The 26,380-nt window shown below is 67.7% G+C and carries 24 protein-coding genes and 5 pseudogenes; 18 read left to right on the top strand and 11 right to left on the bottom strand.

What is annotated here, in order from left to right:
* The first annotated feature begins 959 nt into the window (after positions 1-959).
* Positions 960-1,190, top strand: coding sequence for a hypothetical protein (locus OG538_RS00250; protein ID WP_406088903.1), 231 nt, complete (start codon positions 960-962; stop codon positions 1,188-1,190).
* 368 nt (positions 1,191-1,558) lie between these two features.
* Here the strand turns inward: OG538_RS00250 and OG538_RS00255 are convergent, their stop codons facing one another.
* Entirely contained in the window at positions 1,559-2,551 is a 993-nt protein-coding gene (locus tag OG538_RS00255) for a phosphotransferase (protein ID WP_406088905.1), read from the bottom strand.
* Between the two features lie 59 nt (positions 2,552-2,610).
* Between OG538_RS00255 and OG538_RS00260 the strand changes: the two are divergent.
* From OG538_RS00260 to OG538_RS00280, 5 genes and pseudogenes are all read left to right on the top strand, one after another.
* Positions 2,611-3,151, top strand: a pseudogene (locus tag OG538_RS00260) (Mu transposase domain-containing protein); the annotation flags it as partial.
* Positions 3,148-3,452, top strand: a pseudogene (locus OG538_RS00265) (ATP-binding protein); the annotation flags it as partial. The pseudogenes OG538_RS00260 and OG538_RS00265, both read left to right, overlap by 4 nt.
* A gap of 84 nt (positions 3,453-3,536) precedes the next feature.
* Positions 3,537-3,794 (top strand): annotated as a pseudogene (locus OG538_RS00270) (IS256 family transposase); the annotation flags it as partial.
* A 49-nt stretch (positions 3,795-3,843) separates the two neighbouring features.
* A complete protein-coding gene (locus OG538_RS00275; protein WP_406088907.1) occupies positions 3,844-4,827 on the top strand; it encodes a GNAT family N-acetyltransferase in 984 nt (327 codons plus the stop codon).
* Between the two features lie 262 nt (positions 4,828-5,089).
* Positions 5,090-5,992 carry a hypothetical protein gene (locus OG538_RS00280; RefSeq protein ID WP_406088909.1) on the top strand — a complete coding sequence of 301 codons (903 nt, stop codon included), beginning with the start codon at positions 5,090-5,092 and terminating at the stop codon, positions 5,990-5,992.
* Positions 5,993-6,260: 268 nt separating this feature from the next.
* Here OG538_RS00280 and OG538_RS00285 read toward each other — a convergent pair.
* Positions 6,261-7,245: pseudogene (locus tag OG538_RS00285) on the bottom strand (IS5 family transposase).
* A 48-nt stretch (positions 7,246-7,293) separates the two neighbouring features.
* On the opposite strand from OG538_RS00285, the pseudogene OG538_RS00290 reads away from it, so the two are divergent.
* Positions 7,294-7,537, top strand: a pseudogene (locus OG538_RS00290) (dipeptidase); the annotation flags it as partial.
* A gap of 142 nt (positions 7,538-7,679) precedes the next feature.
* Here OG538_RS00290 and OG538_RS00295 read toward each other — a convergent pair.
* Entirely contained in the window at positions 7,680-8,051 is a 372-nt protein-coding gene (locus OG538_RS00295) for a MerR family transcriptional regulator (protein ID WP_406088911.1), read from the bottom strand.
* A gap of 48 nt (positions 8,052-8,099) precedes the next feature.
* Here OG538_RS00295 and OG538_RS00300 point away from each other — a divergent pair, with 48 nt between their 5' ends.
* Together OG538_RS00300 and OG538_RS00305 are read left to right on the top strand one after the other, a co-directional pair.
* Positions 8,100-8,984, top strand: coding sequence for an NAD(P)H-binding protein (locus OG538_RS00300; protein WP_406088913.1), 885 nt, complete (start codon positions 8,100-8,102; stop codon positions 8,982-8,984).
* Positions 8,985-9,061: 77 nt separating this feature from the next.
* On the top strand, positions 9,062-9,205 hold the full coding sequence (locus OG538_RS00305; RefSeq protein WP_406088915.1) for a hypothetical protein: 144 nt from the start codon (positions 9,062-9,064) through the stop codon (positions 9,203-9,205).
* A gap of 346 nt (positions 9,206-9,551) precedes the next feature.
* On the opposite strand, the gene OG538_RS00310 is transcribed toward OG538_RS00305, so the two are convergent.
* The 3 genes from OG538_RS00310 to OG538_RS00320 all read right to left on the bottom strand — a co-directional run bounded on the left by OG538_RS00310 (position 9,552) and on the right by OG538_RS00320 (position 11,258).
* The gene (locus OG538_RS00310; RefSeq protein ID WP_406088917.1) at positions 9,552-9,872 is read right to left on the bottom strand and encodes a hypothetical protein; all 321 of its coding nucleotides are present in this window, start codon (positions 9,870-9,872) and stop codon (positions 9,552-9,554) included.
* Between the two features lie 772 nt (positions 9,873-10,644).
* Positions 10,645-10,986 carry an SDR family oxidoreductase gene (locus OG538_RS00315; protein WP_406088919.1) on the bottom strand — a complete coding sequence of 114 codons (342 nt, stop codon included), beginning with the start codon at positions 10,984-10,986 and terminating at the stop codon, positions 10,645-10,647.
* Positions 10,983-11,258: an SDR family oxidoreductase gene (locus OG538_RS00320; protein ID WP_406088921.1), complete on the bottom strand. Its 276-nt coding sequence runs from the start codon at positions 11,256-11,258 to the stop codon at positions 10,983-10,985. The genes OG538_RS00315 and OG538_RS00320 overlap by 4 nt, the downstream gene beginning before the upstream one ends.
* Positions 11,259-11,881: 623 nt before the next feature.
* Between OG538_RS00320 and OG538_RS00325 the strand changes: the two genes are divergently transcribed.
* From OG538_RS00325 to OG538_RS00355, 7 genes are all read left to right on the top strand, one after another.
* Complete coding sequence (locus OG538_RS00325) at positions 11,882-12,391, top strand: DUF2231 domain-containing protein (RefSeq protein ID WP_406088923.1); 510 nt, start codon at positions 11,882-11,884, stop codon at positions 12,389-12,391.
* A 758-nt stretch (positions 12,392-13,149) separates the two neighbouring features.
* On the top strand, positions 13,150-14,076 hold the full coding sequence (locus OG538_RS00330) for an SGNH/GDSL hydrolase family protein (protein WP_406099922.1): 927 nt from the start codon (positions 13,150-13,152) through the stop codon (positions 14,074-14,076).
* Between the two features lie 677 nt (positions 14,077-14,753).
* Complete coding sequence (locus OG538_RS00335) at positions 14,754-15,560, top strand: hypothetical protein (RefSeq protein ID WP_406088924.1); 807 nt, start codon at positions 14,754-14,756, stop codon at positions 15,558-15,560.
* Positions 15,561-16,032: 472 nt separating this feature from the next.
* Positions 16,033-16,578 carry a GNAT family N-acetyltransferase gene (locus OG538_RS00340; protein ID WP_406088926.1) on the top strand — a complete coding sequence of 182 codons (546 nt, stop codon included), beginning with the start codon at positions 16,033-16,035 and terminating at the stop codon, positions 16,576-16,578.
* 70 nt (positions 16,579-16,648) lie between these two features.
* Positions 16,649-16,828: a hypothetical protein gene (locus OG538_RS00345; RefSeq protein ID WP_406088928.1), complete on the top strand. Its 180-nt coding sequence runs from the start codon at positions 16,649-16,651 to the stop codon at positions 16,826-16,828.
* Positions 16,829-17,519: 691 nt separating this feature from the next.
* Positions 17,520-18,452 carry an aminoglycoside phosphotransferase family protein gene (locus tag OG538_RS00350; protein WP_406088929.1) on the top strand — a complete coding sequence of 311 codons (933 nt, stop codon included), beginning with the start codon at positions 17,520-17,522 and terminating at the stop codon, positions 18,450-18,452.
* Positions 18,453-18,696: 244 nt separating this feature from the next.
* A complete protein-coding gene (locus OG538_RS00355) occupies positions 18,697-19,200 on the top strand; it encodes a DUF6924 domain-containing protein (RefSeq protein ID WP_406088931.1) in 504 nt (167 codons plus the stop codon).
* A gap of 259 nt (positions 19,201-19,459) precedes the next feature.
* Here the strand turns inward: OG538_RS00355 and OG538_RS00360 are convergent, their stop codons facing one another.
* Together OG538_RS00360 and OG538_RS00365 are read right to left on the bottom strand one after the other, a co-directional pair.
* Positions 19,460-20,002, bottom strand: coding sequence for a DUF6882 domain-containing protein (locus OG538_RS00360; protein ID WP_406088933.1), 543 nt, complete (start codon positions 20,000-20,002; stop codon positions 19,460-19,462).
* A gap of 484 nt (positions 20,003-20,486) precedes the next feature.
* Entirely contained in the window at positions 20,487-21,737 is a 1,251-nt protein-coding gene (locus OG538_RS00365; RefSeq protein ID WP_406088935.1) for a PP2C family protein-serine/threonine phosphatase, read from the bottom strand.
* A gap of 137 nt (positions 21,738-21,874) precedes the next feature.
* On the opposite strand from OG538_RS00365, the gene OG538_RS00370 reads away from it, so the two are divergent.
* Positions 21,875-22,198, top strand: coding sequence for a hypothetical protein (locus OG538_RS00370; protein WP_406088937.1), 324 nt, complete (start codon positions 21,875-21,877; stop codon positions 22,196-22,198).
* A 40-nt stretch (positions 22,199-22,238) separates the two neighbouring features.
* On the opposite strand, the gene OG538_RS00375 is transcribed toward OG538_RS00370, so the two are convergent.
* Positions 22,239-23,774 carry an alpha/beta hydrolase domain-containing protein gene (locus OG538_RS00375; RefSeq protein ID WP_406088939.1) on the bottom strand — a complete coding sequence of 512 codons (1,536 nt, stop codon included), beginning with the start codon at positions 23,772-23,774 and terminating at the stop codon, positions 22,239-22,241.
* Positions 23,775-24,374: 600 nt separating this feature from the next.
* Between OG538_RS00375 and OG538_RS00380 the strand changes: the two genes are divergently transcribed.
* Positions 24,375-25,025, top strand: a complete 651-nt coding sequence (locus OG538_RS00380; protein ID WP_406088941.1) for a hypothetical protein — start codon at positions 24,375-24,377, stop codon at positions 25,023-25,025.
* A gap of 62 nt (positions 25,026-25,087) precedes the next feature.
* Here OG538_RS00380 and OG538_RS00385 read toward each other — a convergent pair whose 3' ends face one another.
* Positions 25,088-25,504, bottom strand: coding sequence for a hypothetical protein (locus OG538_RS00385; protein WP_406088943.1), 417 nt, complete (start codon positions 25,502-25,504; stop codon positions 25,088-25,090).
* A 4-nt stretch (positions 25,505-25,508) separates the two neighbouring features.
* Positions 25,509-26,339: an IS5 family transposase gene (locus OG538_RS00390; RefSeq protein ID WP_406088945.1), complete on the bottom strand. Its 831-nt coding sequence runs from the start codon at positions 26,337-26,339 to the stop codon at positions 25,509-25,511.
* Positions 26,340-26,380: the final 41 nt, after the last annotated feature.

Genomic DNA, 26,380 nt, shown 5'->3' on the forward strand with positions numbered 1-26,380 from the left:
GGTCAGGCCCGATATCTGCTCGGCGAAGGTCGTCTTCGGGCAGGTCGTGTTCTCGCAGTACAGGCGGCGTACGGACAGGTCGATGCACAGAGGGCGGCCTGCGAGCGTGGCGTCGGTGAGGCGCCGCGCAAGCGGCTGTGGCACCACTCGCTGAGCCGACCGCATCCCGTGCACCCCGCCGGTTCACCTGATCTCGTGCGGGCACGGACCACCAACGCGGCATCGGATACCTCAACCGAAGCCACCTGCAGATCGGACAACTGCGATAACAGGCTGACCAGTTCGACAGAGCACAATCACAGTCTGCCCATCATGCGGACCGGCCGACCGCGCCACCGAGATGATCTCCGCCTACGAAAATCTTGCCAGAGCCGCGTTCACGTGTACGCCGACAGAAGGCGTCGGTGCTGCACCTGTCTGCGGCGAACTACTGCTGGTTCGAGGACCCGGCGAAGGCCCTGTGCCGCAAGCTCGCCGGCGCGAAGGCCGCGGCAGGCCCGCTGAACGGGCTCTGCGACAGCGCCCGCTGCCCGCAGGCCACCCACCACGTCGTCCACCGGACCGACTGGCAGACCGCCGCCGGCAACGGCGCCGTCCTCCTGGCCAGTCCCCGTGTCCCCGCAGGGGGGGAAGAAACGTCTGCAGGCCGAGCACGAGCGCTTGCTGCGCGTCCTCGAAGAGATCGACAAGGCAACCGGAAAGCCGGACGACATGACACTCAGCCAGACCCAGTGTGACCAGGTCGAAAGGCGGATCCGAGCCGCCGTCGACCGTCTGCCGGCCGGCGGATCCCTCGCGGCGGGGCGTGCGACGTCAAGACGTTCGCCCGCGAGGCCGGGATCTCCCGCGCGGCCCTCTACCGAACCTGGGGCCATCTCAAGGACAAGTTCGAAAAGCGGCGAGCCGCAGCCTGGGCCGCCGGGCACCGGCCCGATCCACACAAGGTCCGCATCAGCCGATTGCAGGACGTCGACGAGCGACTCACCACCGAACTCGCGTGCACCAACACCGAGTTCACCCTGCTCAAGGAGCGGCATCGACAACTGCTGTCGGTGCTCACAGCCAAGGACGACGAGTCAGAACGTCTCCGCCGCGAGCTGAGTGCGTTCGCCGGCGCACACGCCAACCCGGCTCGCAACAGCGGGCAGGCGGACGACGCTGCGAGCGTCCTCCCCCTACCCCGCCGTTGAACCGCGGCTGCGGCGTCGGCGCCGTGGCCCTGCAGGGGCGGGGCGCCGTTGTGGCCGACTTCGACGCAGGAGCCGGGATGCTGGATGAAGGTCTGTGGACCCGGATCGCGGCGCTGCTGCCTGAGCATCGCCTTTGGGACGCCTGGTTCGGGGCCGTTGGATGACGGTGCTTACAGGGCACCTTGTTCGTCCAAGGGCTGTCCCACAATTCCTGGTGGATCAGAGCGCGGCGTCAGTTGCGGTGCACCGCAAGGCGGAGAGGCGCCCGCATACGGGATGTATTAGGGCGTTTCGACAAAGCGGCGAGGCGCCGTAACTGTCGTCGTGCGCCCACCAGGAATTGCGGGACAGCCCTTGGCGTCCCCGGCTTACGCCTTGAGCCAAGTGGCCCAGACAGGCATGGCGTTGAGCATCATGGCCATCGCCTTCACCGACTCTCTGAGTGTCTGAGCGAAGTCGGCCTGGTATTCCGGACTCCCGCCCCGGTGGCCGCAGGCCATCCACAGCTGCCAAGCCGCCACTCCCACCCGTCCGGCGAACATACCGGTGAACGCCGACTCATCGACCGCCCCGACTGCCCCTCCCGCAGCGACATACCCGGAGAGGCACGCTTCGACGATACGGCGCTCGGGCACTCCCAGGCCGCGGTCGAAGCCGGCGAGGTGGAAAGCAGTGAAGACCAGCTCCCACCACGGGTCCTGCGCCCCGGCGGCATCGAAGTCCAACAGGACCGGCCCACCGGAGCCGGTCAGAACGTTCTGGTGCCGGATGTCGCGATGCATGACCAACTTGGACCGCCACAACCCCTGCTGATCTTCGACCATGGCCTCGGTCTGCTCCACCGACAGCTTCAGGATGCGGACGTGCTCGGCACTGAGGACCTCGAGGCGTTCGGCCTGAGCGAACCACTCCTCCCACTCCTCCTGGGAGTACGACCGGTAGTCGCCATCGACGGTCGGATCGGCCGGAATCGCGCACCGTGCAAGGTCAGCGACAAGCCTGCCGGCCCAGGCCGCCAACGCTTGCGACGTCGGCGCGGTCGGATGCGCGCCCTCGACGAAGCGCACCGCACGGGCGTAGAAACCGTCCCCGATCGGTCGCCACAGACCCGCTTCTTCCAGAGTCGTCGATTGCGGCTCGGGCATCGCGACACCGATCTCCCACGCGGCGGCCTCAAGCGCCCCTGCCTGGGCAGCCATGGGCAGCCAGAAGTCACCCCAGGGCTGGGCGATCTTCACCACCCATGAGCCGGAGTCAGTAACGGCCTTCCACACCGGGCTCTGCTCGTCGTCCTTGAGCAGCAGCGGGGCATCGAGCAACTGCCCCAACCCGAGCCGCTCGGCCGCCTGCGCCAGGTTCATAGCCAGTCAGTCAAGCCGCCCGCCACCCCAGCGGCAACCGAATTAGTACTCCAGTGAGCCGGACTCACCAGCAGGTCATCGGTGAGCGGGCAGTTCGTGACCACGCGGCTCTCAAGCCGTTGCCAGCCACTCCGTATCTGGTGGCCGAACGTGATCTGCGGCCGGTCGGCAAGGACTGCCCGGTCGCCTTCGGCGGGAACCTCTACTCAGTCCCCGCCCGCAAGGTCCGACCGCGTCAGCCGGTGGAGATCAGGGCCACGAAGTCGCAGGTCATGCTGCATTCCACCATTACCGACTCCACCATCGAGACGTTACTTGCCATGCATCCACGGGCCGTCGGACGCGGCGTCCGTGTCCTCGAAGAGCAGCACTGGGACGGCCTGCCCCACCGGCCAAGGACGCCGGACCACCACCGGCGATGCCTTGCCCAGGCCGCGTCACGATCGCCCCCTGGGCGAGGGGAGCGGACCGCTGCAAGCCCTCCTCAGCCGGGCTGCGGCGATCCGAGTCGAGGTCGGCCGCCGGCCGTTGTCGGTCTGTGACGAATTGACCGGGACCCGCCTTTTCACCAGTAAGCGAGCTACGAAGGAATCGTCTTGAGCGAGCTGACCGGCAACCGCAACCGCGCCACGGCGACCAAGCTCGGTATGACTGCCCCACCTGGCGGAAACCATCATCGAGCACACGCGGCGGGCGGACGAGAGCAACATGGGATACCTCGACTTCCTCGACCTGGCCCTTCCTGGGACTCGCCGGCCGCGACGACCGCCGCTTCCACCAGGGCCTGCGGCTCTCCCGGCTGCTGCACCACAAAACGATCGATGAGTACGACTTCTCGTTCCAGCCCGAGCTCGACCCGCGCAAGATCAAAGACCTGGCCACCCTGTCCTTCGTCGAAGCAGGGCCTTGACCTCTGATCCTGGACACGGATTATGCGGCTGGTGTCAGCGTAGTTGGTGTGTGGTGGAGGGCGTTCTCGAAGGACTTCCCCGCCGAGCACTGGGTCCACCTGCGGACGACCAACCCGATCGAGTCGACCTTCGCGACCGTCCGGCTGCGGACCAAGGTCACCAAAGGGGCCGGCTCACGAGCGGCCGCACTTGCGACGGTGTTCAAGTTCGTCGAGTCCGCCCAGACCCGCTGGCGAGCCGTGAATGCACCCCACCTCGTCGCCCTCGTCCGAGTCGGAGCCCACGTCGAACGCGGCTACCTCGTGGAACGGCCGCAGACGACCGCAGCATGAATCATGAACAGGGTGGCGGACCTGCCTCAATGTTCGAGATCATCCGGTCATGTCGGATGACACGCCAGGACAGGACCTCCCAGCCGGCTTCGGGTTCCGGCCGTATCGGGGCGACGAAGACCACGGCCCCATGGCCGCGGTGCGGCTGGAATGTGTCGAACGGGACCGGGTCGACGCCCGTTCGGTTGTGGAAGGGCTCCCGACAGCCGCCGAGATCGCCGAGGCCTCTGCCAAGCTGGACGAGCCGTCCAAGAACCAGGTTCTGGTGGTGCGCGACGGGAGCGTCGTCGGCTACTCGACGATCCGGTGGTGGCAGGAGCGAGATGATACGTGGCTGTACCTGCACCGCGGTTACCTCTTGCCCGAGCATCGCGACCAGGGCATCGGATCAGTCATGTTGCGCTGGGCCGAAGAGCGGATCCGCCAGCTCGTCGAAAAACATGGCACGGCGCGGACTGCAGTGATCGGTGCGAACGCCATGATCTCCGAGCAGGACGCCACGGCGCTTCTGCGCGCAGCCGGCTACCGACGTGTCTTCAGTCTGGTCGAGCTAGAACTGGGCGATCTGCAGCAGTTGCCCGAGCCGGGCAGCGAACTCCCTGCCGGGATACGAACGGGGCCGATCGGGACCAGCCACTACCGCGCGGCCTGGAGGACGGTCGTCGATTCGTATGCTGACACCGGTTTCACTCAGAAATGGTCCTTCCAGGACTTTGTCGACACCGCCAACCCGGCATGTTGGAGGGCTGCCTGGAACGGGCAGGACATGCTCGGCGTGGCCCTCTGCTCCATCCGCGGGCACGACCACACCGTGGGCGAGGTCGAAGAGCTGAGTGTCCGAACGGACCAGCGACGCCTCGGAATCGGCCGGATCCTGCTGCTGGACGGGCTGCGAAGCCTTCGCGAGCAGGGTGCAACGACTGCCAGGTTGTACACGGGCACGGCAAATCCGCACCGATCCTACGATCTTTACGAGAGCGTGGGGTTCCGGAGACAGAACGAGTATGTCCGCTACCGCAAGCCGCTCGCTTGATCGACCGGTCATTGGGCTGTCCGGTCGGTCCACAGAATTTGACGATTCCTCCAGCCAACGCGGTGGTCACCGATGTGCCAGAGGGTGCCGCGACGGGCACCGAGGTGCGGTCGTCACTGCCCGTGGCGGCGTAGGTGAAGCGCAGATTTCGGTGTGGCGCGAAGGGCTGGCCCCGCCGGAGACCCCAGTTACTACTACGACGACGGCCACACCCGCAGTCGCTGGGGGACGCCCGGACCTGATCACCGAGAAGGAATGCATCTTGCCCTACCGCATCCCCGCATTGCCGTTCGACGTGGAATCGCTGATCCCGGAACTCGCGGGCCTCGGACGAAGAACGACCCTGCTGTATCCACGAAGTGGCGAACCCGGTGTGCGGGACACTTCCATCGGCGGGCCCCTGCTGTGGCCGGCCGATGAGCCGTGGCCGCCGTGTGCCGAGCCGGGGCACTGGAAGCCGCTGAGGACTCCTACCGAGGTCGTGGGGCCTGAGCCAGTGGCGATGGTGCCAGTGGTGCAGCTCTGTGCACGGGATGTGCCTGAGTTGCCGTTCCCGGCGGGCATGGACGTGCTGCAGGTCGTGTGGTGCCCCTTGATTCACAATGACGAGGCCGGGACTGCGCTGCCCAAGGTGTACTGGCGCAGCGAGCAGACGGCCTCAGCGGGTCTGGTGTTGTCGGACCGGCCGCTGCCGTACGAGTACGACGAGGAGTTCGTGCCCCGATCAGGCACGGTGACGCCGACGCGTGTGGTGGAGTATCCGAATGGGGACCTGCCGGGAGGTCTGGCCCAGAACCTGAGCCAATGGTTCGATGAGATCGAGGAGGTGTTCGGCTTCTCGTACTACGAGATGGCCGTCACCGTCCAAAGTAAGGTCGGCGGGTACCCGGGTTGGCTCCAGCAGCCCGACTGGCCGGACTGCTGCTGCGGCCGGCGCATGGACCACCTTCTCAGCATCACCGCCTCGGAACCGGCCCAAGGGCGCTGGTTCCCGCTCGACGAACAGGGACCAGAGAACTCAGATCCGAGCAAGTGGACCGCGACTGACCACGTGGTCGTCGACAGCATCGGCCACGGGATGGACATGGGCGATCTCGGCGGCGTGTACCTCTTCGTCTGCCCTGAGTGCCCGGACATGCCGTACGCCCACCGCTACGACTGCTGAGCAGCGCTCCGCTCAGAAAACGATCAGTGGTCGATGGGGAGCGATCGTCAGCGGTTCGGTGTCGGCACGCCGCTGATCAGGCCCCCTCGTGAACACCCCGCTCCTGGTCGGCCGGCCTCTTCTGCCCGCCGTGCTGGGAGTGGGTGGGAGGCTGTTTGTGCCGCCCCCGAGGCCTCGTTCCGGTTGATACCGCAGCCGCGCCCCAATACGGCTCCCCGGCGTGCCTCTGTCCCGCCGCCGGCCTGCGCTCCAGGCACTGTTTCTCGGATCATGTCCTGAGCCAGATGACGAGGGCTGAGAGCGTGATGGTGCCGAGGTAGATGTAGGCGCGTTTCTCATAGCGGGTGGCGACGGCGCGGAGCCTTGAGGCGGTTGATGGCGCGTTCGACGGTGTTGCGCTTCTTGTAGCGCTCGCTCGAAACCGGTGGGTCGACCGCCTCGGGACCCTCGGTTCTTGCAATCTCTCTGCTGGTCGAGACGTTCGGGAATCGTGTGCGCAATGCCGCGTCGTCGTGGGTAGCGGCGGCTTTTTCGGGAGGTATAGGCCTTGTCCGCCAGGACGCGGCCGGGCCGGATGCGAGGCGGCCCACTCCGGTTCGGGGCACCGATACCTGCTCCAGGACCCGCTCGAGCTGGGGTCCATCACCGTAGTTTCCGGGTGTCGGGGTGTCGGGGTGTCAGGGTGTCAGGGTGTCAGGGTGTCAGGGTGTCAGGGTGTCAGGGTGTCAGGGTGTCAGGACGAAGGCTAAGGTCGGCGACGAGGTGGATCTTGGCGGTGAATCCGCCGCGGGAACGTTCCAGACACTCGCCGAGCTGACCACCTCCTCCAGCCGGGCGGCCAGTTTCCGCAGTACCGGATCGACCTGGTTCGTCCCCCGCGAGGCCCCCCTTTGAGGAACGGTGACCGGGGACGTCTTCCTCGCGCGGGCGGCGTGCTGGTGTGCTCGCACGGCTGTCGAGTCCACCGACACGTCCCAGTCGATCCCACCCTCGGCGTCCTCAGCTGTCTGGATGCGTGACAGCAGCATCTGCCAGGTTCCGTCAGCTGACCAGCGAAGATGCCGTTCATAGACCGTCTCCCACGGCCCAAACCGCTCTGGCAAGTCCCGCCACTGCACACCGGTCCGCACTCGGGAGAGAACCCCGTTGATCACCCGACGGTGATCGCTCCACCGGCCACCACATGCACCACCAGGAGGTAACAACGACTCCAGCCCATCCCACTCCGCATTCGTCAGATCCCCACGGCCCACACAGCCACCATGGTCCCAACACCCCACTCGCATCAGGAATCCGAGGTGCCTAGCCGGTACGTGTCCCCGCCGGAGATCGCCCCGCACCGCGCCGGCGCCGCCGTCGACCTCACCCTCGTGAACGCCGACGGCACCGAACTCGACATGGGCACGCGCGTGAACGCCAGCCTCGAAGAGAGCGACGACGCCTGCTACAGGGACGCCGTCTCGATCAGCCCCCCAGGCCCGCACGCACCGCACCCTGCTGGCCGCCACCCTGTGCACCGCCGGGTTGATCAACTACGGCACGGAGTAGTGTTCCCAGTCAAGTCCTTGTGTTCAGGCTCTGGGTTTCAACATTGATGACGGCGGCGCGGCCAACACGCCACGACTGGGCCATGAGGAAAGGCCGAAGGGGGCTACTCGGCGCACAAGCTTTCCGGCGGGAGGCCGGTTCAGGCTTCACGGACGAAGTGCGCGCAGTCCGGACAGTCATCGAGATATCGATGCCGACACTCAACGGTGTGCTGCAGGAAGGTAATGGCCTGTTGTGTGCGAACGACCTCACTTTCGAGTGCGGCGATCTTCGCCCTCACAACCGCCTGTGCTGCCCGCTTCTTCGGCGTCATGGCGGCAATGACTTCTGGCAACGAGAGCCCGACGCGACGCAGCTTCAGCACCGTGCGTGCCTGCTCCAGAGCGTTGTCGTCGTAGATGCGGTAGCCACTGCCATCGCGGCGCACGGTGAGTGCCCCCACATCTTCCCAGTGCCGCAGCACGTGAGCTTCGATGCCGAGTTCTGCGGCTGCTTCTCCGATCGTCTGCATCACACGCGCCTTGCCTTCATGTCGACCTGAACCGTTAGCGTCTCGATCATGCCTGACACCAATCGCCCCATGGGCACCGATTACAGTCCGTCGATCCTGGTCACCGGCGCGGCCGGCAACCTCGGACGTGAGGTCGCCGACCGCCTCCAGGCACACGGCGCGCGCGTGCGATGCCTCGTGCGCCATCAAACCGGCCCCCGCCCCGCAGTCGAGTCGGTGGTCGGCGACCTCACGGACCCCATGGTGTTCCGCGCTGCGCTCCAGGGCATCGACGCTGTCTTTCTCATCTGGCCACTGCTCGATTCCTCCCCCGCCCACCCAGTGGTCGCGGAACTCATCGCGGCGGCGCCCCGTGTCGTCTACGTGTCCTCTACAGCCATAGACGACGAAGCCGACCGCCAGAGCGATCCCATCGTTCAAGTGCACGCTGACATGGAAGTCCTGCTGCGCGATGCCGGGCTGCGACCTGTGGTACTGCGCAGCGACACACTGGCGTCCAACGCTCGTGGGTGGGCTGCACAGTTGCGCGCGGGCAACGTGATCGCGGGCTCGGACGTCGCGCGCACAGCCGTCGTCGACGAACGCGATGTCGCCGATGCGGCGGTAGCCGTATTGCTCGCGCCGCACCATGCCCAGCTGGATCTCAGCCCGTACGTGTTGACCGGACCTGAGGTGCTCAGTCGCGCCGACCAGGTCGCTCGGCTCGGGGCCGCACTCCAACGCCCTCTGAGCTTCCAGCCACTTCCCGCTGATCTCGCTCGCTCACAAATGCTGGCAGACGGTCGTCCTGAGCGACTGGTAGAGGCGCTGCTGGCTGCCTCAGTGTCCCGACTGGAGTCAAATCGCACCACCGATCATGTTGAGCGCCTTACCGGCCGGCCGGCTGGCACCTTCGCGAGGTGGGTCATCGACCACGTAGCGGAGTTCGGCTGACGGGAGAGCCGCGGCACGGCCCGCCAGGATTCCCCTTCGCGCCCACCTATCAGGGATCCGCCATCGAGAAGTACGACGTGCACGTAGAGAGAAACAACTACTCCGCGATGCCCCTGGACAGAACGCAGAACGGCGCCGCCGGCAACCTGCTTGCCGGTTTCTACACCAACAACCGCATGATTGACGGCCCGGACGACGGCTTCATCGTCAAGTTCGGCTGACCAACGTGCGGGCTCGCCCCTAAGGGCTGTCCCGCAATTCCTGGTGGATCAGCGTGCGGCGTCAGATGCGGTGTATCGCAAGGCGGAGAGGCGCCCGCATACTGGATGTATTCGGGCGTTTCGACAACGCGGCGAGGTGCCGTAGCTGTCGTCGTGCGCCCGCCAGGAATTGCGGGACAGCCCTTAGGCATTGGGGCGAGCCCGTTTCGTCATCGTTGAAACCAGAAGTCGACGACGTGCTTGTCGATGCCGTAGGCGACCCCTTCTTGCTCGGACACTCGCTTGGCCTCGGCTCGGCCAGACCACGTCACCCGGACCCGCCACCGGCCCAGGGCTCCCAGGCTGATCAGATCAGGCAGCGGCCATAGACCGTCGACCAGATCGCAACATCCCCGTTGGCCGAATCGAAGTCGACCTCCTCCAACTTGTCCCAAGGCTGGCCAACCGTCTCTGGCTCAGCGTCCCAGACCCTCACTCGCACCTCGGCGTCGTGCGTATGGGCGGCGCTGTACACATCAATCCTGCGCGCGTGCGCGGTCAGGAAGCCGTCTTGCTCACATGCCTCGTTGTACGCCACCGGGACCAAGCTTTCGTCCGACTCCTGGAAGGCGAAGCTGTCGAAGGAAACCCGCACGTCAAGAACGTCATCTCGGGCCAATAAGGCCACGGATGCACTCCATTCCTCATCCGGCGAGAAGGTCAAAAATCACTCTGGCCTCGATCGTTCATGAGTCCTCGTCGGTTCGCTGGCGGGGGCCTCGTGCTGGCGAGGTGCGGTCCTTTCGGGGCGGGGTGATCACAGGCGTCCAGGGCCATCGGGCGGTGAAGCGGGGCGAGCGGCGGCGGCCGGTGGAGATCAGCTCAGCAGCGGCAGAGAACCACCGCGGGTGAAGCCGTTCGGGCTCCCAGTGGCGGGCTTCAGCGACTCCAAGCCCGACATCCAGCAGGGCCTTGCCCGGATCATGCACCACCCGTGGCTTGCGCCACGGGGCCCACCGGCGCGGGCATATGGTGACCCGTCGTCGGCGCGTCGGCCGGGGCGAGGCCGCTGCACTCCCCCAGTGACCTATCTGCGGAAGCCGCAAGGTTCTGCGGCTGGTCAGCGCTCCCGCCCCGTCGAGCGCGTGTCAACCCCAGCCGCGTCAAAGTGCCCGATCTCCCGCTACGCCGCTCCGTCTGACCAGGCGCAAGTCCTGGGCGCCTCCAGGATCAACATCACCGTGCACCCTGCCGCCGGACTGGGTGGTGCTGACTGCGGACGGGTCGTCGGGCAGGGTACTGCCTGATGCGGTGCCGCGGGGAGAGGGAGCCCGGGCGGAATCGGACACTCCTGTCTCCTGTGGTTACTCATGCTGTATCTCGTTCCTCAGTCGTGACAGATGTGGTGGGGACGCGACCTGCTTGTCGCTCTTACGCGCCTGTGCCGCCCGCGCCGGGGGTCAGGCCCAGCGCGCTCCGCCGTCGACGTGGAGGGTCTCGCCGGTGATGAAAGGGTTGGTCAGCAGTGCGCGGGCGGCGGCCGAGACGTCGGAGGGCTCCCCGACACGGCGCGCCGGCGCGGAGGCCGCGACGCGTTGGAACAGTTCGTTCTTGTCGGGTGCGGCGGTGTTCCACGCGCTGGTGGTGATCACTCCGGGCGAGATGGTGTTACCGCGCGTGGGTGCCAGTTCAACCGCGAGGGCGGATGCGAGCGCGCTGACGCTGCCGTTGGTGGCTGCCATCGCACGCCTCCCGGTGACGGCCGCCACGCGCCCAGGCCGGAGAAGAACAGCAGCGATCATTCTTCGGCGATCATCGGGGCGAAGTGCTTGGCCAGCAGTATGGGTCCGAGGACCTTGGCGTCGAAGGCCGCGAGCAGCGCGCGGCGCTCGAGGGAGGCGACCGGCCCGCTGGCCCGTTCCGCGGCGACGCTGACGAGATGGCCGAGCCTGCCGGCGGCCCTGACCTGATCCGCGGCTGCCTGGATCGACCCCTCGTCCGACAGGTCGAGGGCAACTGGCCGGACGGTGTCCCCGAGGGCCTTCGCCGCGACAGCCGTCTTCTCGAGCGCCACCGTGCAGGCCTGACTGCCGCTGGCCGTGCGGAGCTGCCCAGGCGAGCAGAGTCGTGGGACGGCGATGCCATACGGCTCGTCTGCGTCGTCGGGCAGGGCGCCGATGCCCCCTCCGGGCGGTCGCCGCAGCAACGCCGGCCCGTGCGGGCGTTGCTGCATCCGGGTCCGGCCTTTGCCGAGTCGCTGGGTGCTGACGCCGCCCCGCTGTTGGTCGCCGGCGAACGACCTGGTCGCCTACCGCCTCGGCGGGACGATCCTCAGGAGGACAGTCACGCCTTCGCGGAAGCAGCGGGCGCGGGCGAGGCCTCGCCGTGCAGGGTGGTGTCGAGGTTGGCCAGTGCGGGCGGGGTGGACCTTGGGGCCGCCTGCCGGGCTGGACGGCGTCGACGGGGCAGCGGGGCGGGAAGCCGCCCCCGGCCGGTCTGGACCACGCGCAGGGCTGCCTGGAAGCTGGCCGGGCGGGCCGCCCCGTCGTGGGCCCATCTCGGTGGTCTACGGGCGCGGGCAGGGGTGGCGAGGCACCAGCTGTGCTGCGTCCGGGTGTACGGGAGTGCGTGCCGCTGCCGGTGCCCGCGGTGAGCCTTCTACGGTGACCGTACATCCCCGCCGATCCTGGAGCCGAAGTGGGAAACACGACGATCAATGGGATCCCGGCGCATCCGTTGTGGGTGCACACCGTGGTGGTCCTGGTGCCGTTGTCGGCGTTGCTGTTGGTGGCATGTGCGGTGTGGCCCGCGGTGATGCGCAGGGCTGGGGTGGTGCTGCCGCTACTGGCGCTGGTGGCGCTGGTATCGGCGCAGCTGTCCACGAGTGCCGGGGAGTGGTTGCAGGAGCGGGTGCCGGAGACCGCGGCGGTCGAGCTCCACACGGAGATGGGCGGAGATCTGCTGCCCTGGAGTGTGGGGGTCTTCGCCGTCTCGGTGGTGCTGTGGGTGGTGCATCGCGGTTTCCTGCGCCGTCTCGTGCGGGAGGGTGGCGGACGCGAGTGGGCGTGGGTGAATCGGGTGTCCTTGACCACCGTGGCTGTACGTGTGGCGGCGGTGGTGGCGGCGCTGGTCGTGGGGGTGGGGGCGGTAGCGGAGGTCTACCGGATCGGTGATTCCGGCGCCAAGGCCGTGTGGCAGCACCGCTGACCCGGTGTTCGCCTCGAAGGTTCCTGCCGGGCTGCGGTCGAAGGGCCCTGGCGTGGCCTCCGACCGGGCATGTGGGTGGTGGCAGAGCGACGGCACCAATCTACGGGATGGCGGTGGTCGAGGCCGCAGCACCACGGGCCGTCGCAGCGGTGGTCGGCCCGCGGGCCAGATGGTCAAGACCAGCAGGCCCCACGGCCACCCAGGAGTAGGTGGAGTGCGGCGCTGCGGCGGCAGTCCGCTCGCATCGACGACCTCGCCCTGCCGGCCGATGCCGGCGTCGGTGCAGGTGACGGCCGGCAGCGTGCAACTGCCAGCGGCCAGGCTGGCCACCGTTCCGCTGTCGACACCGCCCGACAGTGCGACCGCGGTGTTCATGCGCTCGCTCACCGAGCGAGCGCCCTGTGCTGATGACAGTCACGTACTCCAGTCGTCGATCATGACCGTCACGCCTGAATGGCTTGTCGGATCCGCTGTCGGACAGGACCTACGGAGCGCCGACCAGGCTGTTCACAGCAGGTGCGGGTGACGGAGGGGGTGTTGGTCACACCTGCTCACGGACGTAGCCGCCGGGGCGCCCGCGGTCCCTTGGTCGGGCTGAGTTCGTCCGATCACTGGTCTCACGGCCTACTGGCCGGTATACAGGCGAGGTTGGGTCCGCCGAGCGCGAGTCGCCGAGGGTCCGGGTGCCTTCTGATGTCCCGTGCGCCTTGGTCACCGCTGCCCGTCCGCGGATTGTCGGATTTTCTGGGGAGGGCATGATGATGCATCGGACGCGTCCGGGCGAGACCGTATCCAAGCGACGCACCGCCATCACGCTGGCCGCGCTGAGCAGCTGCGCGCTCACCGTCGGCTTCACCGGCACGGCCTCGGCCACGGCCACGGCGGGGGATGCGCACGGGACACCCCGCTCCACCTACGTGGCGCTGGGCGATTCCTACACCTCCGGCCCCCTGATACCCACTCAGATCGATGCCAACTGTGCCCGTTCCGACCACAACTATCCGTCGATCGCCGCGCGCGAGCGCCACGTCACCTCGTTCGCCGACGTGAGCTGCAGCGGGGCGACGACCGCCGAGATGTGGCAGGCGCAGGGCACCAACGGACCTCAACTGGACGCGGTGAAAAGCGACACGGACCTCGTGACCCTGCAGATCGGCGGCAACGACGTCGGCTTCGGCTCCATCATCGGCACCTGCGCCGGCCTCAGCGCCAAGGACCTCTCTGGCAACCCCTGTGAGCAGTACTACAGGGCCTCAGGCTACGACCAGTTGTCGCTGAGGATCCTCCAGACAGCGCCCAAGGTCGCTCGCGTACTGCGGGAGGTTCACAACAAGGCCCCCCACGCGCGCGTGGTCGTCGTCGGCTACCCGGACCTCCTTCCCGACGACGGCACCGGCTGCTACCCCAACGTCCCGTTCGCCGCGAAGGACTTCCCGTACCTGCGGGACACGGAGAAGCGCCTCAACCTGATGCTGCGCGCGGTGGCGCTGCTGAACCGGGCCGACTACGTGGACACGTACGGACCGACGGTGGGCCACGACATGTGCAAGGCACCCGCCGACCGGTGGATCGAGCCGCTGCGCCCCTCGGCGCCCGCCGCTCCGGCCCACCCCAACGCGAAGGGCGAGGAAGCCATGGCACAGGCGCTCCTGAAGACCCTCAGCAGGGGTGCAGGGCACCACTGATCCATTCCGCGGGCAGGCGGCGCATGGACCCTGAGGTGCAGGAGCGAATCACCACACGCAGGGCGGAGTGGGAAGGACCTCCGCACATGCCGTCACAGGCAACATGAAGATCCCGGCAGCTGGAGCTGGCGGGATCTTCGGCGTCTTTCGGCCTCGCTCATTGCCGACATACGCGATAGTTCCTGCGGCATGGCGTACTTCCGCCTCAGTTGTCGCTCCGGCGGCGGCGCGGGAACGCTCGACGGCCGCATACGCGTCAGGACTTCCGGCGTTCGGGAGATCGGTCCCGGTTGTCGGACGCTTGCCGGGAATCGCGATGTCGGTCCTGTTTCGGTCTCGGGCACCCCGGCCCCCGGCGATCCACATCGTGGCGCTACTACGCGCAGCAGTCAGGTACGAGCCGGGGCAGTCGCGTGGCAGCAGACCATCGCCTCGGGCCGCCGCCTACAGACGTCGTCTGCTCCTGGCAGGTGGGCCGGACCTGGCCGACGCGGAGGGGGCGAGGCCGGGGGTCTGAGCGTCGACCCGGCGCACCGCTGGGCACACCGTTCTGGCGGCGGAGCGGGGAGTGCGGCGGCTGAGCGCGGTACGCGGCCCCTGTAACGGAGCGTGTGTCGGTGGCGGGTACTAGCCTGCCCGCAGCGTCCAGTCGATCTCTGTACTCGTGAGGAACCACGATGCCCCAAGACACTCCCGAACCGCCCTCGAAGGACCTGCGCGCCTTGATACCGGAGTACGCGCAGCTTGCCCGGGACGCCGTCGTGCTCAACCCCGAGGCCGGCAACCCGGGCGTGCGGGACAGCTCGCTGGGAGGCGTGTTGCTGTGGCCCACCGATGAGCCGTGGCCGCACTGCGCGCAGGAGGACCACTGGACGTTCGGAACCGACTGGCGCAATCGCACCGAGATCGTTCCGGGGCAAGTGCCGATGGTCCCGATCCTTCAGCTCTTCGCCCGGGATGTGCCCGGACTGGAGTTTCCGGAGGGGAAGGATCTGCTTCAGCTGGTGTGGTGTGCACTGATACACGAGCAGGAGCAGGGGCCGGTGGTGCCCCGGCTGTTCTGGCGCAGTGAGGCAGAGGTCGTGTCCATCGGGCTGCTGGAGGAGATACCCGGGGTGGGTGAAGGAGAGTTCGACGAGGACCACATGCCGGAGCCTTCCACGCTGTCCCCGACCACCGTAGAGGACTTTCCGAGGTGGTCCGATCTGCCGGAGGGCTTCTGGGAGACCTCGGAACCTCGTCTCGGGTTGCCGGTGGCCAATTCCACTCGGCCGCCTGATTCCAACGTCATCGCTACGAAAGTCGGCGGTTGGCCCGCCTGGACACAGCCGGCGTACTGGCCGAGCTGTGCGAGCGGGCATCGCATGGAACACCTCCTGACCATCACCGGCGACATCCAGTTGGGTGACTGCGGTGGCATCTACTTCTTCCACTGCCGGCAGTGTCCGGGCCTCCCCTGGGACTGGCGCTTCGACTGCCACTGAACGCCCCGAGCGCGCATCCGTAACGCTGCGCAAGCAGTGGCGCCGGCCTCGGGTCGGCACCCGTCGGGCGAAACTCCGTGAGCAACTTGCCCAGCGGGGTTTGTCGCTGCTCCCCGGCCTGCCTGAGGAGGCCAAAGATCAGGAGAACCCCCAGCATGACCCGTCTGCCCCTCAGCACCGAGCGCCTGGCTCTCTTCGGCCCTGCCGGCCACCTTCGGCGAACGGCACCCTGCCTGTGACCACTGGATCAGCGTGGCAAAGGCCGTGTCCACCATCCAGGTGTCTCGGTACGCGGCGGTCGGTTGCTGATGACAGCGGCTTGCCTCAGGTTCTGGACGTCTCGGTTTGACGCCGTCCACGCTCGGTCCAGCCATGCACCCCTGGGAGTGGTAGGTGGATCGTGTGCCGTGGCGCTGGCTGTGGTAGTAAATCCTTTGCTGCGAGCCACTGATGACGGGTAGCCTCGCGCGTCATGACTCCCCCGCTGCGCAGCGATCGGCTGTTGCTTGAAGCCTACGTACCTGCTGATGAGGACGATTTCGTAGCGCTCTTCATGGACGCCAAGGTTTCCCGGTGGATGGGTGACGGTCCCTGGCCCGAAGCCGAATATCGCGCCACATTTGCCCGGATCTTCACGCATGCCTATCAAAGTGAGAATTTCGACGTCTGGGCCGTCCGCCAGGGCAGCCGCATGGTGGGTCATGCAGAGATCAAGCCGGCGAAAGTCGTCGAAGGGCATGAGTTGGTGTATGGCCTCGCCCCGGAGGTGTGGGGGCGAGGCCTTGGCACTGAGCTCGCTCAGACAGTCACCGCATACGGCTTTGAAACGCTGAACTTGGAGCAGGTTTACGCGACTGTGGCAGAACCGAACGTTGCTTCGCTGGCAGCCCTTCGTAAGCTCGGGTTCCGCCACGTCCGAGACATTGCCGAGGACGACGGGACCATCACTCATCTGCTTTCCTGCGGACGCGCTGAGCAGCGAGTGAGCTGCTCAGGGGAGCCGGAGATTTACCGGTGAACGTGCCCAGTTGGAGGCGGAGTCGATGGACCGCGTCGCCGTTGGCCGCCAGGACCCACAGCAGGTGCCGGTGACGTCCCTCGAGCTGCGTGAGCTCGGTGTGGGTGCGGGCGAGTTTGCCGGCGAGCCGTTGGTTGAGATCACGCAGCCGGGCGATGCGGGTCTCGCGCGGGTCTGGCTGCCGGCCCCCCGCCCAGGCGGCTGCCCGCCGTTGCTCGAACTCGTTCTTGAGGTGGCCCAGGTCAGGTAGAGGGGCGCGCGGGAGATGGCCGCCTCGCGGGCAAGCGTTTTGACGTCGCAGGTGCCGTCGGGAGGGATCTGCCCGGCCAGCAGCCGATCGATGGGCGCGTGGGTGCGCCGCTCGATCCGGTCGCGCTGTCGGTGGCTCAGTGTCGTGTGATCCGGCCGTTCCGGCTGCCGTGTCGATCTCTTCGGGAACCCCGCCCGGACGGCTCGTGCTCGACCCGTACCCGGGCCTTCTCCGCGGGTGGAATCCGAGGGCTTGCCATCAGGACGACGCCGTAGTCGGTCGTCATCTGCAAGACGGATCGGTGAACGATGTGGTGGGGGCCTGCGGGCAGCGGGAGCTGTCACTCAGCCCTGTCAGGGAGCTGCCGCGGGCCTGGTGCCCGGCGAGCTTGAGACACAGCGGCTGTGCCGGGTCCTCGAACCAGCAGCAATTAGCCCCACAGGCGATTGCGTACGGGCCCCCGAGGATGGGCCAAGCCCTTGCCTCGACTGTTGATCTGAGCGCAGTAGGACCTCGGGTGCCGGGCTGACACTACCCACGTTCGACGGCTTCAACGCCCTGGCCCGAGCGCACAACCTTGATCGTTTCTTAGTACTCCTGCTGGAGATCGCGATCTTCGTACAGCGCGTCTGCCGGGCAGCGGCCGGCCTGGGCTTGGTGGCCGCGGCGGGCTGACGCGTAGGGTGCCGGGATGATCGCGATGCCCGAGGAGTTCGTACAGAGCACCGTCGACCGCGAGGGGGAGGACGGGGTGGCGTGGCTCGCCGAGTTGCCCGGGATCGTGGAGGAGTTGCTGGGGCACTGGGAGTGCGTGCCGGATGGCGAGGTCATGCACGGGGGCGTCGGCGTCATCGTTCCGGTACGGAGGCGGGCTGAGGAGAGCGCCGTGCTGAAGGTGTCATTTCCACATCCCGGCAACGTCCATGAGCCGGATGCGTTCGTTGCGTGGGGTGGCTGCGGTGCCGTCCTGCTGCATGAGCGCGACGAGGAGCGGTTCGCGATGCTGCTGGAGCGGGTTCAGCCGTCGACCCTTGCGGAGGTTGAGGACGGCGACGAGGTGGTGACGGTCGCCGGGCGGCTCAATCGCCGCCTGGCCATTCCCGCACCGCCCGGCCTGCCCCGGCTGCGTGAGCAGGCCGATGTCTGGGAGGAGCAGCTGTGCAAGGACGCCGAGGAACTGCCGCATGCGCTGCCGCGTCAGGTGCTGGATGCTGCCGTGGCGACCGTTCGGGAGCTGGGTCGGGCACAGCCGGAGACCCTCATCCATGGCGACCTCCATGCCCGGAACATCCTGCGTGCCGCCCGGGAGCCGTGGCTGGCTGTCGACCCCAAGGGATATGCGGGAGATCCCGCCTACGACGGCGGCACGCTACTTAAGTCCCGCGCGCGGACGCTCCTCGCAGCGGATGACCTGCGCAAGGCTGTCCATCGCGTCTTGGATGTCTTTGCCGAGGCGGCGGAACTCGACCGTGAACGCGTCCAGCAGTGGGCCCAGTTCCATGCCGTCCAGGCTGCGTTCTGGGGCCGCCGCCACGGTTTTCGTATCGCCCGCCATGGACCACGGCTGGACTGGCTTACCGCATTCGCCGACCGTCTGGCGGAGTTGCTCACCGAACGCTCGTAGTGCGTGGTGGTGCTGGCCGGGTCCGGTGGGTGGATGAGCACGGCGACCATTGATGATCATGAGTCGTGTGAAACAAACGATAGGACGGTGGCCTCAGGACAGCGTAGTCTCCCCCATTCGGCGGGAGTTGTTCGCGGCGGCCATGGGTCTCATCGCGGGTCGCTTCGCCCGATGCGAGCCCCGCATGCTTTCGGATCGCTCCCGCAGGAGCTGGATGTCCGTGCGGCATGGGAGAGTCCTGGGCATGACGTTGCCGGAGAACCTTGAGCGAGTGCTGCCTGAGATCGGACGCGACTTCTTCGACGTTCTCGTCATCAGGACCGACTTCAGCGACGACGAGTCGTGGAACGCGGTAGTTGGGGAGTTGCACCGGCCGTGGGGGCCTGTCGGTGAGTTTCCCTCAACAGTGCAGCTGGTCGAAACGCCTGCTTGGTCAGGAGCAACGACCGATGAGGTTTTTGCCGCCGTGGTGGATGAGGAGCTGATTGTCGTCTTCCTCGCTGACCGCAACACGATGCAGTCGCCGACGCGGGCGTTGCTGGCTTTGTCGACCGCCCGGGAGGACGTGAGTGGTCTTGACCCCGTCTATTACCGGGAACTCATCGAGTCGCCGGAGCCCAGGGAGTTTCGAGCCATGCCCGCCGCGGTGCACGGCGTCCAGGTGGACTTGGCGCTCGGCAACGTGAACTTCGCAGAGTACGCCGGGGCTGCTTCCGAAGAGCCTGATCAGGTGCTGCGGCCCATCTGACCGCAACAGCGGGCGGCCGTTGCCTCGGCAGATAATGAGTCGTTCGTTGGGGCATGTCGTTGAGTAATGCGCAGTGGGCCCGACATCGCGGGATCCGGGCGGTGCCCCCTCAACCCGCAGACCGGACAGCGAATCGCCAACGGCTTGGCAGCCGCGGTGGGCGCCCTCCGGCCTCCGCGCGGGCGCAACGTACGAACAGCGGAACACGGTCGAGCGGTGCATCACAAGATCTGGCAAGTGATGACCCGGAGGAAACGGCCTAGTCGATATTGATGTGGAACGTTGACGTGCTGCCATCCGCAGCGGTCAGGGTGACCGGCCCAAAGGTGATGATCGCGGCGGAGCTGGCCCCCGGACCCCGGTAGAAGCCGGTTGCCCTGGTGATCCGGACGGCCAGGGCCGCGAGGGTTGCCGCTGCCTGCTCGTCGGCGTCGACCTTCGGCTGGGCCAGAGCGTGATGGCCGTGCTCCTCTCCCCAGTCCCGAACGGTTCGGGCGTCGCGGCTCATCTCCGGCAGGACGCTCTCGTTCGCCCAGGCCCACAGCCACGAGCCCGACGAAGGGCTGAAGCCGGCCAGAATCTGCGCGGGCGCCGTCGCGGTCTTCTCGGGGAAGGTCCACGTGATGAGGCCCGTCCTCTGGTCCAGGCCCCAGCTGTCCGCCGAGCCCAGCCCCCAGGACACGTGCGCCCGAGCCAGCTGCTCGATCATCTCTTCGCCCTGCAGCAGCAGCGTGCTCAGGTCAGCCGGATCCACTCCCTGAGCAGGACTCTCCGACGTGCCGACCCGCTTGAACAATCCCATGCCGCCTAGTCTGCCAGAGGGCAGCTGCCCGGCCGGCGGCCCCCGTCATGCCCAGCCCCACGCCAGATGACCAGGTGGCGAATTGCGCGAACTACGCCTGGGTAATGACGAGAACGTTCACAGCCAAGGGGCCTCGGCTCTACGACTGGGCTGCTGCCCGCCTTCCGGCGGTACGGGAGTTCGACGGCGTCGAGCCCACCCGGCAACGTTGGGTGCTTGCCCGCCGCAGCATCACAAGCCCGACGAGCTCGCCTACCTCCTCGCATCCGCGCCCTTGGACTCCACCGTGGCCGATCTCGCTCAGGTCGCCGGGTCCCGCTGGAAGATCGAGGAGTGTCTCCAGGGCGCGAAGAACCCAAGCGGCCTGGACCGGTACGGAGTCCGCCGCTACGTCGGACGGGCGCCCCGAGGCGCCCAGCGCAACTGGGTGAATGCCGCGGGTCCTGCTTGTGGTGGAAGGCGGGGGCTCAGAAGCCCGGGCAGGTCAGAGACAGACGATGATCAGGGCGATGTCGTCCCGGCCGCCGCTTGCGACGCCGAGGCGCGCCAGGACGGTGTCGGCGACCTGTTCGGCGCCCAGGCGGCTGCAGTCGCTGAGTGCGTCGGTCAGGCGGCGCAGGCCGATGTCGATGTCCTCGCCGCGCCGTTCAATCAGTCCGTCGGTGTACAGCACGAAGGTGTCGTCGGGTTTGTAGGCCAAGCTGGCCTGCGGGCGGGGGACGTGCAAGGGGCGGGCACCGAGCGGCGGGTCGGTGGCCTGGTCAAGGAATTCGCAGCTGCCGTCGGGGTGGGCGAGCACGGGTGGCGGGTGGCCGGCGTTGCTGTAGGTGATCAGGCGACTGCGGCTGTCGATGATCGCCTTGACGGCCGTAGTGCCCAGAGCGCCGTCCACCGACCGGGCGTACAGGCCGAGAACCTCCAAGGCCTGGGCGGGGCGCTGCACGGCACGGATGGTGGCGGACAGGGCGCTGCGAAGCATGCCCATGACGGCGGCGGCCTGAAGACCGTGCCCGATGACGTCGCCGACGGCGAGGGCGAGCAGGTCGGGCGGAATGTCGACCACGTCGTACCAGTCGCCGCACACGTTGAGGGAGCCGACCGCGGGCAGGTAGCGCACCGCGACATCGCGGTGATGGTCCAGGTCGGGCGCGTGGAGCATGGCTTCCTGCAAGGTGACGGCGACCTCGCGTTCACGGGTGTGGGCCTGACGCAGCTCCTCGTTGAGCCGCTGCAGCTCCCGGGCTCGGGCGTACAGCTCGGCTTCCAGGCTCTGGGCGCTCTCCAGGCGCTCGCCCACCCGGATGCTGGCAGGGTGGGCGACCTGATGGGCTTTGACGTACGCGGTGACGTCCTCGACCCGGTGGATGATGTAGGCAACCTGTCCGTCCGGGCCCGGGACGGGGGTGTTCACCGGGGACCACCAGCGTTCCTCGAACACTCCTGGCCGGCCCATGACGGGGATGTCGTACTTCTGCAGAGCCATCGAGTCCGGCTTGCCGCCGGACAGCACCCGGTGCAGGGAAGCACCAAGGTTGCTGACCCCGTCCGCGTCCGGGTCGGCGGGGTTGTCAGGGAACGCGACGAAAACGTGCCGGCCGATCAGGTCCTCACGGGTTCGCCCCGTGGCCACCAGGTACGCCCGGTTCACATCGACGATCACCAGGTCCGGACCCAGCACCAGATAAGGGCTCGGAGTAGCGGCGAACAGCGCCGCGTGATCAACCGCCGATGCCACCGGTGACCACTCCCTTCCGCCCCCAGCGGTCCCGCCCTTTCAACTTACAGTCCGTCTCCCGGTTGCGCCCGTCGGCACGAAGGCACGGGGCCGCATGCCGCGTCCGCCCTCGCTGGGCCGACATCGCGCCGGCTCGGGTGCACCAGCTCCTCGCCCACCTTCAGATCCCCGCATGCGTCGAGGACGTTTTCGGCGTACTGGCCTCCAATCCCGTGGCCGTCGCGCTCTCCCCCGGCGAGAACCGGCTTCGTTCCCTCCTCCTCAACCCGGGGGAACAAGCCGTCCAGCAGGAGAGGGGGAAAGCGACCGCGGACTTCATTGCCGCTCTTCGCGCAACCATCGAGGATGACGCCGGCAACCGCCGGGGCGTCGAGCGTGTCGGAGAGCTCGCACTTTCCAGCCAGCGGTTCCGCGACCTGCGGGCCCAAGGGCCCGCCGACCGCTACCCCGTGCCGCGATGATAGCGGGGCACGGGTAGCGGACGGCCCGGCTGCTGGTGGGTCAGCCGCCGATTCCCGAGTCCTGCGCGGCAGCAACGACCGCCGACGCGTCCTCCCGCAGCAAGTACCCCGCATCGACCGACGTCTGCGCGGCCGCGCGCACCTTACCCACATAGTCGGCGTGGGTCGGGTAGAGCCGGCTGAGCAGCGGCTCCGCCGTGGCCGGGAAGAAGGGGTCGGACGGATCTCCGTCGTCGTGCCGGTCCCAGGCGTCGGCGTCGCCGTTCCACGGATCGCGGGCGCCGTACAGACCGCAGAAGATGCCGCTCCCCGTGGTGTCACGCGAACCGGTGAGCGTACGGGTGGGCACCGTGACGTCCGGCAGGCGGACACCGCCGGTGGCCAGGCCGGTGGCAGGGTCACGCAGGACGGTGCTCAGCGGCTGGCCGCTCGGCGGCCGCGCTCCGCCCCGTGCCCAGACGGCCAGGTGGCGCAGCGCCGCGTTCATCGCCCAGTGGCCGGGCCCGTCGTTGAACGGAGCCGACCCGGCGGCACAGTCGGTCGACGGCGCGGCCGAACCCGCGGACTTCTGTACCGTTGGGTTGCCGAGGTCGAAGGCCCACTGGTCGCCGTGCGCGGTGCCTGCCAACTCCCAGTGCACGACGCTGGTGGTGTCAGGCTGCCGTGCGGTCGCGGCGCCCGGCACATCCGTCTCCGTGAGCACGACGAACGTCGGCGCCGCCAGGTCGCTCCTGATCCGCGACGGGTTCGGCATCAGCAGGGTGTCGGCGAGCACGCCACTGATGGGCGAGGCGATCGCGCTGTTGCTGTGCACCATGAAGCCGTCGTAGACCTTGGACACCGGCTGTACCGCGTTGACGTACGTCGTCATGAAGCCGGCCGACTGCGACTCGCCGTCGGCGAGCAACGTCCGGACCGCGAGCCCGCCGAGCGGGTTCGGCCCGTCAGGGGCGCGTAGCGCCTGGCCCGCCTGGGAGAAGATGTCGTAGGCGAAGGCGTCCCCTGGATGGACCAGACTGCCGTACCGGGCCGGGTCCCAGCCCTTGAGGCCCTTGATCTCACCCCGTCCGCCGTTGACCCCGACGGCCTGTGCCGAGACGCCGACCCAGGCGTAGCCCTCGCGCAGCAGCTCGTCGCGCTCGAACCAGTAGTCCGGAGAGAGGTCGAGCCGGCCGCTGACGTTGAGCCACTCCACGACCACCGTGCCGTTGAATTTCGCCGGATCGACGGGGCGGCGCACCAGCAGGCGACTCTTGTAGGGGGCGGTGCCCGACGCTCGGACGTTCCATCGGCCGTCCGACGTCCACAGGCCCGACTTGGCGTAGGACGTGGCGGTGCCCGAGATGAAGTACTCGCTCTCGGCGTAGCCGAACGAGCCGAGGTCCTCCGCCGCGGCAAGGAACGGGAAGCCGTGCGTGCCGGCGGGCGGGACAGTGACGGTTGGGCTCGCTGCCGCGGCGGCGGAAGCTGCGGCCGGGGCGGCCGGCGGGGCGACGGCGAGGAGCGCGCCGCAGAGCAGCGCCCCTAGCGCGGTGGCGGTGACGGACCGCCGGGATAACCGAGCAAGTATGCGCATGGAGTGCCTCCGTGAATGCATGTGCCAATGGGTGGAGACCGCAGTCTCGGCGGACCAGGACGGGCTGCCATCGGTGAATCCACCAGCGTCCCAGGAGCGGTGACAGGGGTCCGGTGACCGGTCACCGGGCCCCTGTCTCAGCCGCACCTCCCTGCACCTTCCTGCCTCGCCTCGGTACAGCTCGGCCGGCCACTCGCGCGCCCTTTACCCCCGCCACCACCGGATACATGGCAGGGCCGCGTTCAGATATCGCCTGCCTGCGATGCCCGCCTCATGAGTGCGGAAGCCAAGGGGCGAGTGCGTGCGCGAGCACGTCGTATGCGCCGTCCGAGGAGAGCCGTGGAAGCTTGTGCTCCGCGCGGGCCGGGTGGTCACCTCCGCGCCGCACGTTCTGTGTGTGGCCGTGCCAGGTCGCAGCCCCGGGGTATGTCTCGCCCGTGCCGGCTGTCAGAGGGCATTCTGAACCTGTATGACCGATTCCCGCAGTTGGCTTGTGCCAGGCACCGTCCTGGTGGTCACGTGGTCCTTCGGCGGCTTCTACAGTGTCCCGAGGTAAAGAGGTCGGGCGGGACGGTAGATCAGAAGGGCTGACTCAAGAACGTGGCGCGGATCGAGGGACTGGCGGGCCTGAAGCCCGTTCACCAGCGTCAGGCGGCCGTCCTGGCCCTGTGGCAGTGGCGCGCGCCGATACTCGCGTTCGAATTGGATGCAGAGTGGGGCGTCGACCAGTCCGTGCTGGAGTCGCTGTTCCGACTGGCAGCATCACCCGCTGGTGAACAGTCGGATCGCGCATACCGGCGAGCAATCGCCGAGCTGTGCACGGCCCCGCTCTTCACGTCCGAAGTCGACCCGGACACGGTCCAGCTCTTCCAGTTGGAGACCATCAGCAACCTGTTGACCTTCGGCGAACTGCTGGACGAGGCTGGCGTGGACGAAGTCGAGCGAGTGGTCGAAGCCTCGGCCGGCCTGGCGAACTACCTCGACGGTCTCGTCGAGGGCTCCTTCTACTCTCATCCCTCGGAGGAAGCCCACCGCCAGTACCTCGCCGACCTGGCGGACCGGGCGAGCGAGGGCTACTTCGCGTTGCGCCATTTCGCTGTCGAGACCGCCTGTCATGGTGCTCTCGGGGTTCTCCCCGTTTCCGCAGGGCTGCTCGACTCGTCCACGGGTCGCGAGTTGCTCGCGCTCTGCGAGGACTTCGGCGAAGAGCTCGTCACAACGATGCAGTGGCTCCGCGTGACGGGTCACTAGCGTCGTGAGCCGGATGGCGAGTGCGGCAGCCGTGACGGACGGGTGGCCTGAACGGAGGGCTGCTACGGGCCTCGCTGGATGAACAGGCCTGGTTCGGTCTCGGCGAGGACGCCCAGGCTGACCAGGCGCTTGAGCTTGTGCCGGGTACTCTCTATGTTCTTCGGCTTGAGCGGGAGGTCCAGGGCCTGGCACAGGTCGCGGGCACACACCGGTCCAGCAGCGTCGGCGAAGACGTCGAGGATCTGCTGGTAGGCCGGGTGGGCCGGCAGGACAGGCGGCTCCTCGGTTGGCTCCGGGGTCGCCGGCGGGAGGGCGAGGAGCGTCTTGCGGGTCACGGCCAGGCTCTCGATCTCCTCGTCGAGTTCACGCAGGCGCGCGGTGAGCTCGTCCATCTGCGCACGGATCTGCGCTGCATCGCCGACGAGCTCGCGTTCGCGTGCATCGATCCGCTCCAGAAGCGGCGTGACCTGGTCATCCATGCCTTCACCCGCGCCATCTGGGCGTGGTCTGGCCAGTGAGGCGGCGCGCTATCACGTCGATCATTGCCCAGCGCACCCTGGACTCCGAGGACTTCGGCCTGCTCTCGTAGTCCCGCACGAGCCGCCGAAACAGCATGAGGATGCCGAGCGTCTGCTCCACGATCCACCTCTTGGCCTGCGGGACGGAGCCGACGCCCCTGTCGGTTGGGTTGCGTTCGACGATCTCGACGTCGATGCCAACCGTGGTGCCGTGCTCGACGACGGTCTTCTTGAAACCCTGGTCCACCAGCGCTTTCTTGATAGTGCCAATGGGGGCGACCTGGTCGAGGAGCGCGATGCCGAACGCGTTGTCGTGGGCGCTGGCGGCCAGCACGGTCACGGCGATGACCAGGCCGAGGACGTCCACCGCCAGCCCGCGCTTGCGGCCCGGCACCTTCTTGGCCGCGTCTTTCCCGGTCGTGGTGGTGGGCACGTTCACTGCCGCGTGGACGCTCTGCGTGTCGATCACGACCAGGCTCGGGTCCTCCGACCGCCCGGCCTTCTCGCGGACCTGCCAGCGAAGCAGGTCGTTGATCTTCACGTCCGTGCCGTCGTCGCGCCAGGCCGCGAAGTAGTAGTAGACGGCCGACTTCGGCGGCAGGTCGTGCGGGAGGTAGTCCCACTGGCAGCCGGTCCTGCCCTGGTACAGGATCGCGTTGACGATCTCCCGTATCTCGTACCGACCCTGATGCCCCGTCGGGGACGGGTGGTCGGCCTTCCACGCCGAGATCACCGGCTCGATCAGCGTCCACCGCTCATCGGGCAGGTCGCTCTTGCAAGGCTTGCGGTCACTCACCCAGACAGCCCAACAGGACCAAGCAGCCCGATCGGCCCGAA

The sequence above is a fragment of the Streptomyces sp. NBC_01013 genome (genome assembly GCF_045162765.1).
GTDB lineage: Bacteria > Actinomycetota > Actinomycetes > Streptomycetales > Streptomycetaceae > Streptomyces.

Bases quoted from the DNA above. Each gene is read 5' to 3' on its own strand.
- OG538_RS00315 (WP_406088919.1), bottom strand. From the start codon at position 10,986: ATGATCGCTGCTGTTCTTCTCCGGCCTGGGCGCGTGGCGGCCGTCACC.
- OG538_RS00330 (WP_406099922.1), top strand. From the start codon at position 13,150: ATGATGCATCGGACGCGTCCGGGCGAGACCGTATCCAAGCGACGCACC.
- OG538_RS00340 (WP_406088926.1), top strand. From the start codon at position 16,033: ATGACTCCCCCGCTGCGCAGCGATCGGCTGTTGCTTGAAGCCTACGTA.
- OG538_RS00385 (WP_406088943.1), bottom strand. From the start codon at position 25,504: ATGGATGACCAGGTCACGCCGCTTCTGGAGCGGATCGATGCACGCGAA.
- OG538_RS00350 (WP_406088929.1), top strand. From the start codon at position 17,520: ATGATCGCGATGCCCGAGGAGTTCGTACAGAGCACCGTCGACCGCGAG.
- OG538_RS00255 (WP_406088905.1), bottom strand. From the start codon at position 2,551: ATGAACCTGGCGCAGGCGGCCGAGCGGCTCGGGTTGGGGCAGTTGCTC.
- OG538_RS00300 (WP_406088913.1), top strand. From the start codon at position 8,100: ATGCCTGACACCAATCGCCCCATGGGCACCGATTACAGTCCGTCGATC.
- OG538_RS00275 (WP_406088907.1), top strand. From the start codon at position 3,844: ATGTCGGATGACACGCCAGGACAGGACCTCCCAGCCGGCTTCGGGTTC.
- OG538_RS00335 (WP_406088924.1), top strand. From the start codon at position 14,754: ATGCCCCAAGACACTCCCGAACCGCCCTCGAAGGACCTGCGCGCCTTG.
- OG538_RS00360 (WP_406088933.1), bottom strand. From the start codon at position 20,002: ATGGGATTGTTCAAGCGGGTCGGCACGTCGGAGAGTCCTGCTCAGGGA.
- OG538_RS00295 (WP_406088911.1), bottom strand. From the start codon at position 8,051: ATGCAGACGATCGGAGAAGCAGCCGCAGAACTCGGCATCGAAGCTCAC.
- OG538_RS00375 (WP_406088939.1), bottom strand. From the start codon at position 23,774: ATGCGCATACTTGCTCGGTTATCCCGGCGGTCCGTCACCGCCACCGCG.
- OG538_RS00355 (WP_406088931.1), top strand. From the start codon at position 18,697: ATGACGTTGCCGGAGAACCTTGAGCGAGTGCTGCCTGAGATCGGACGC.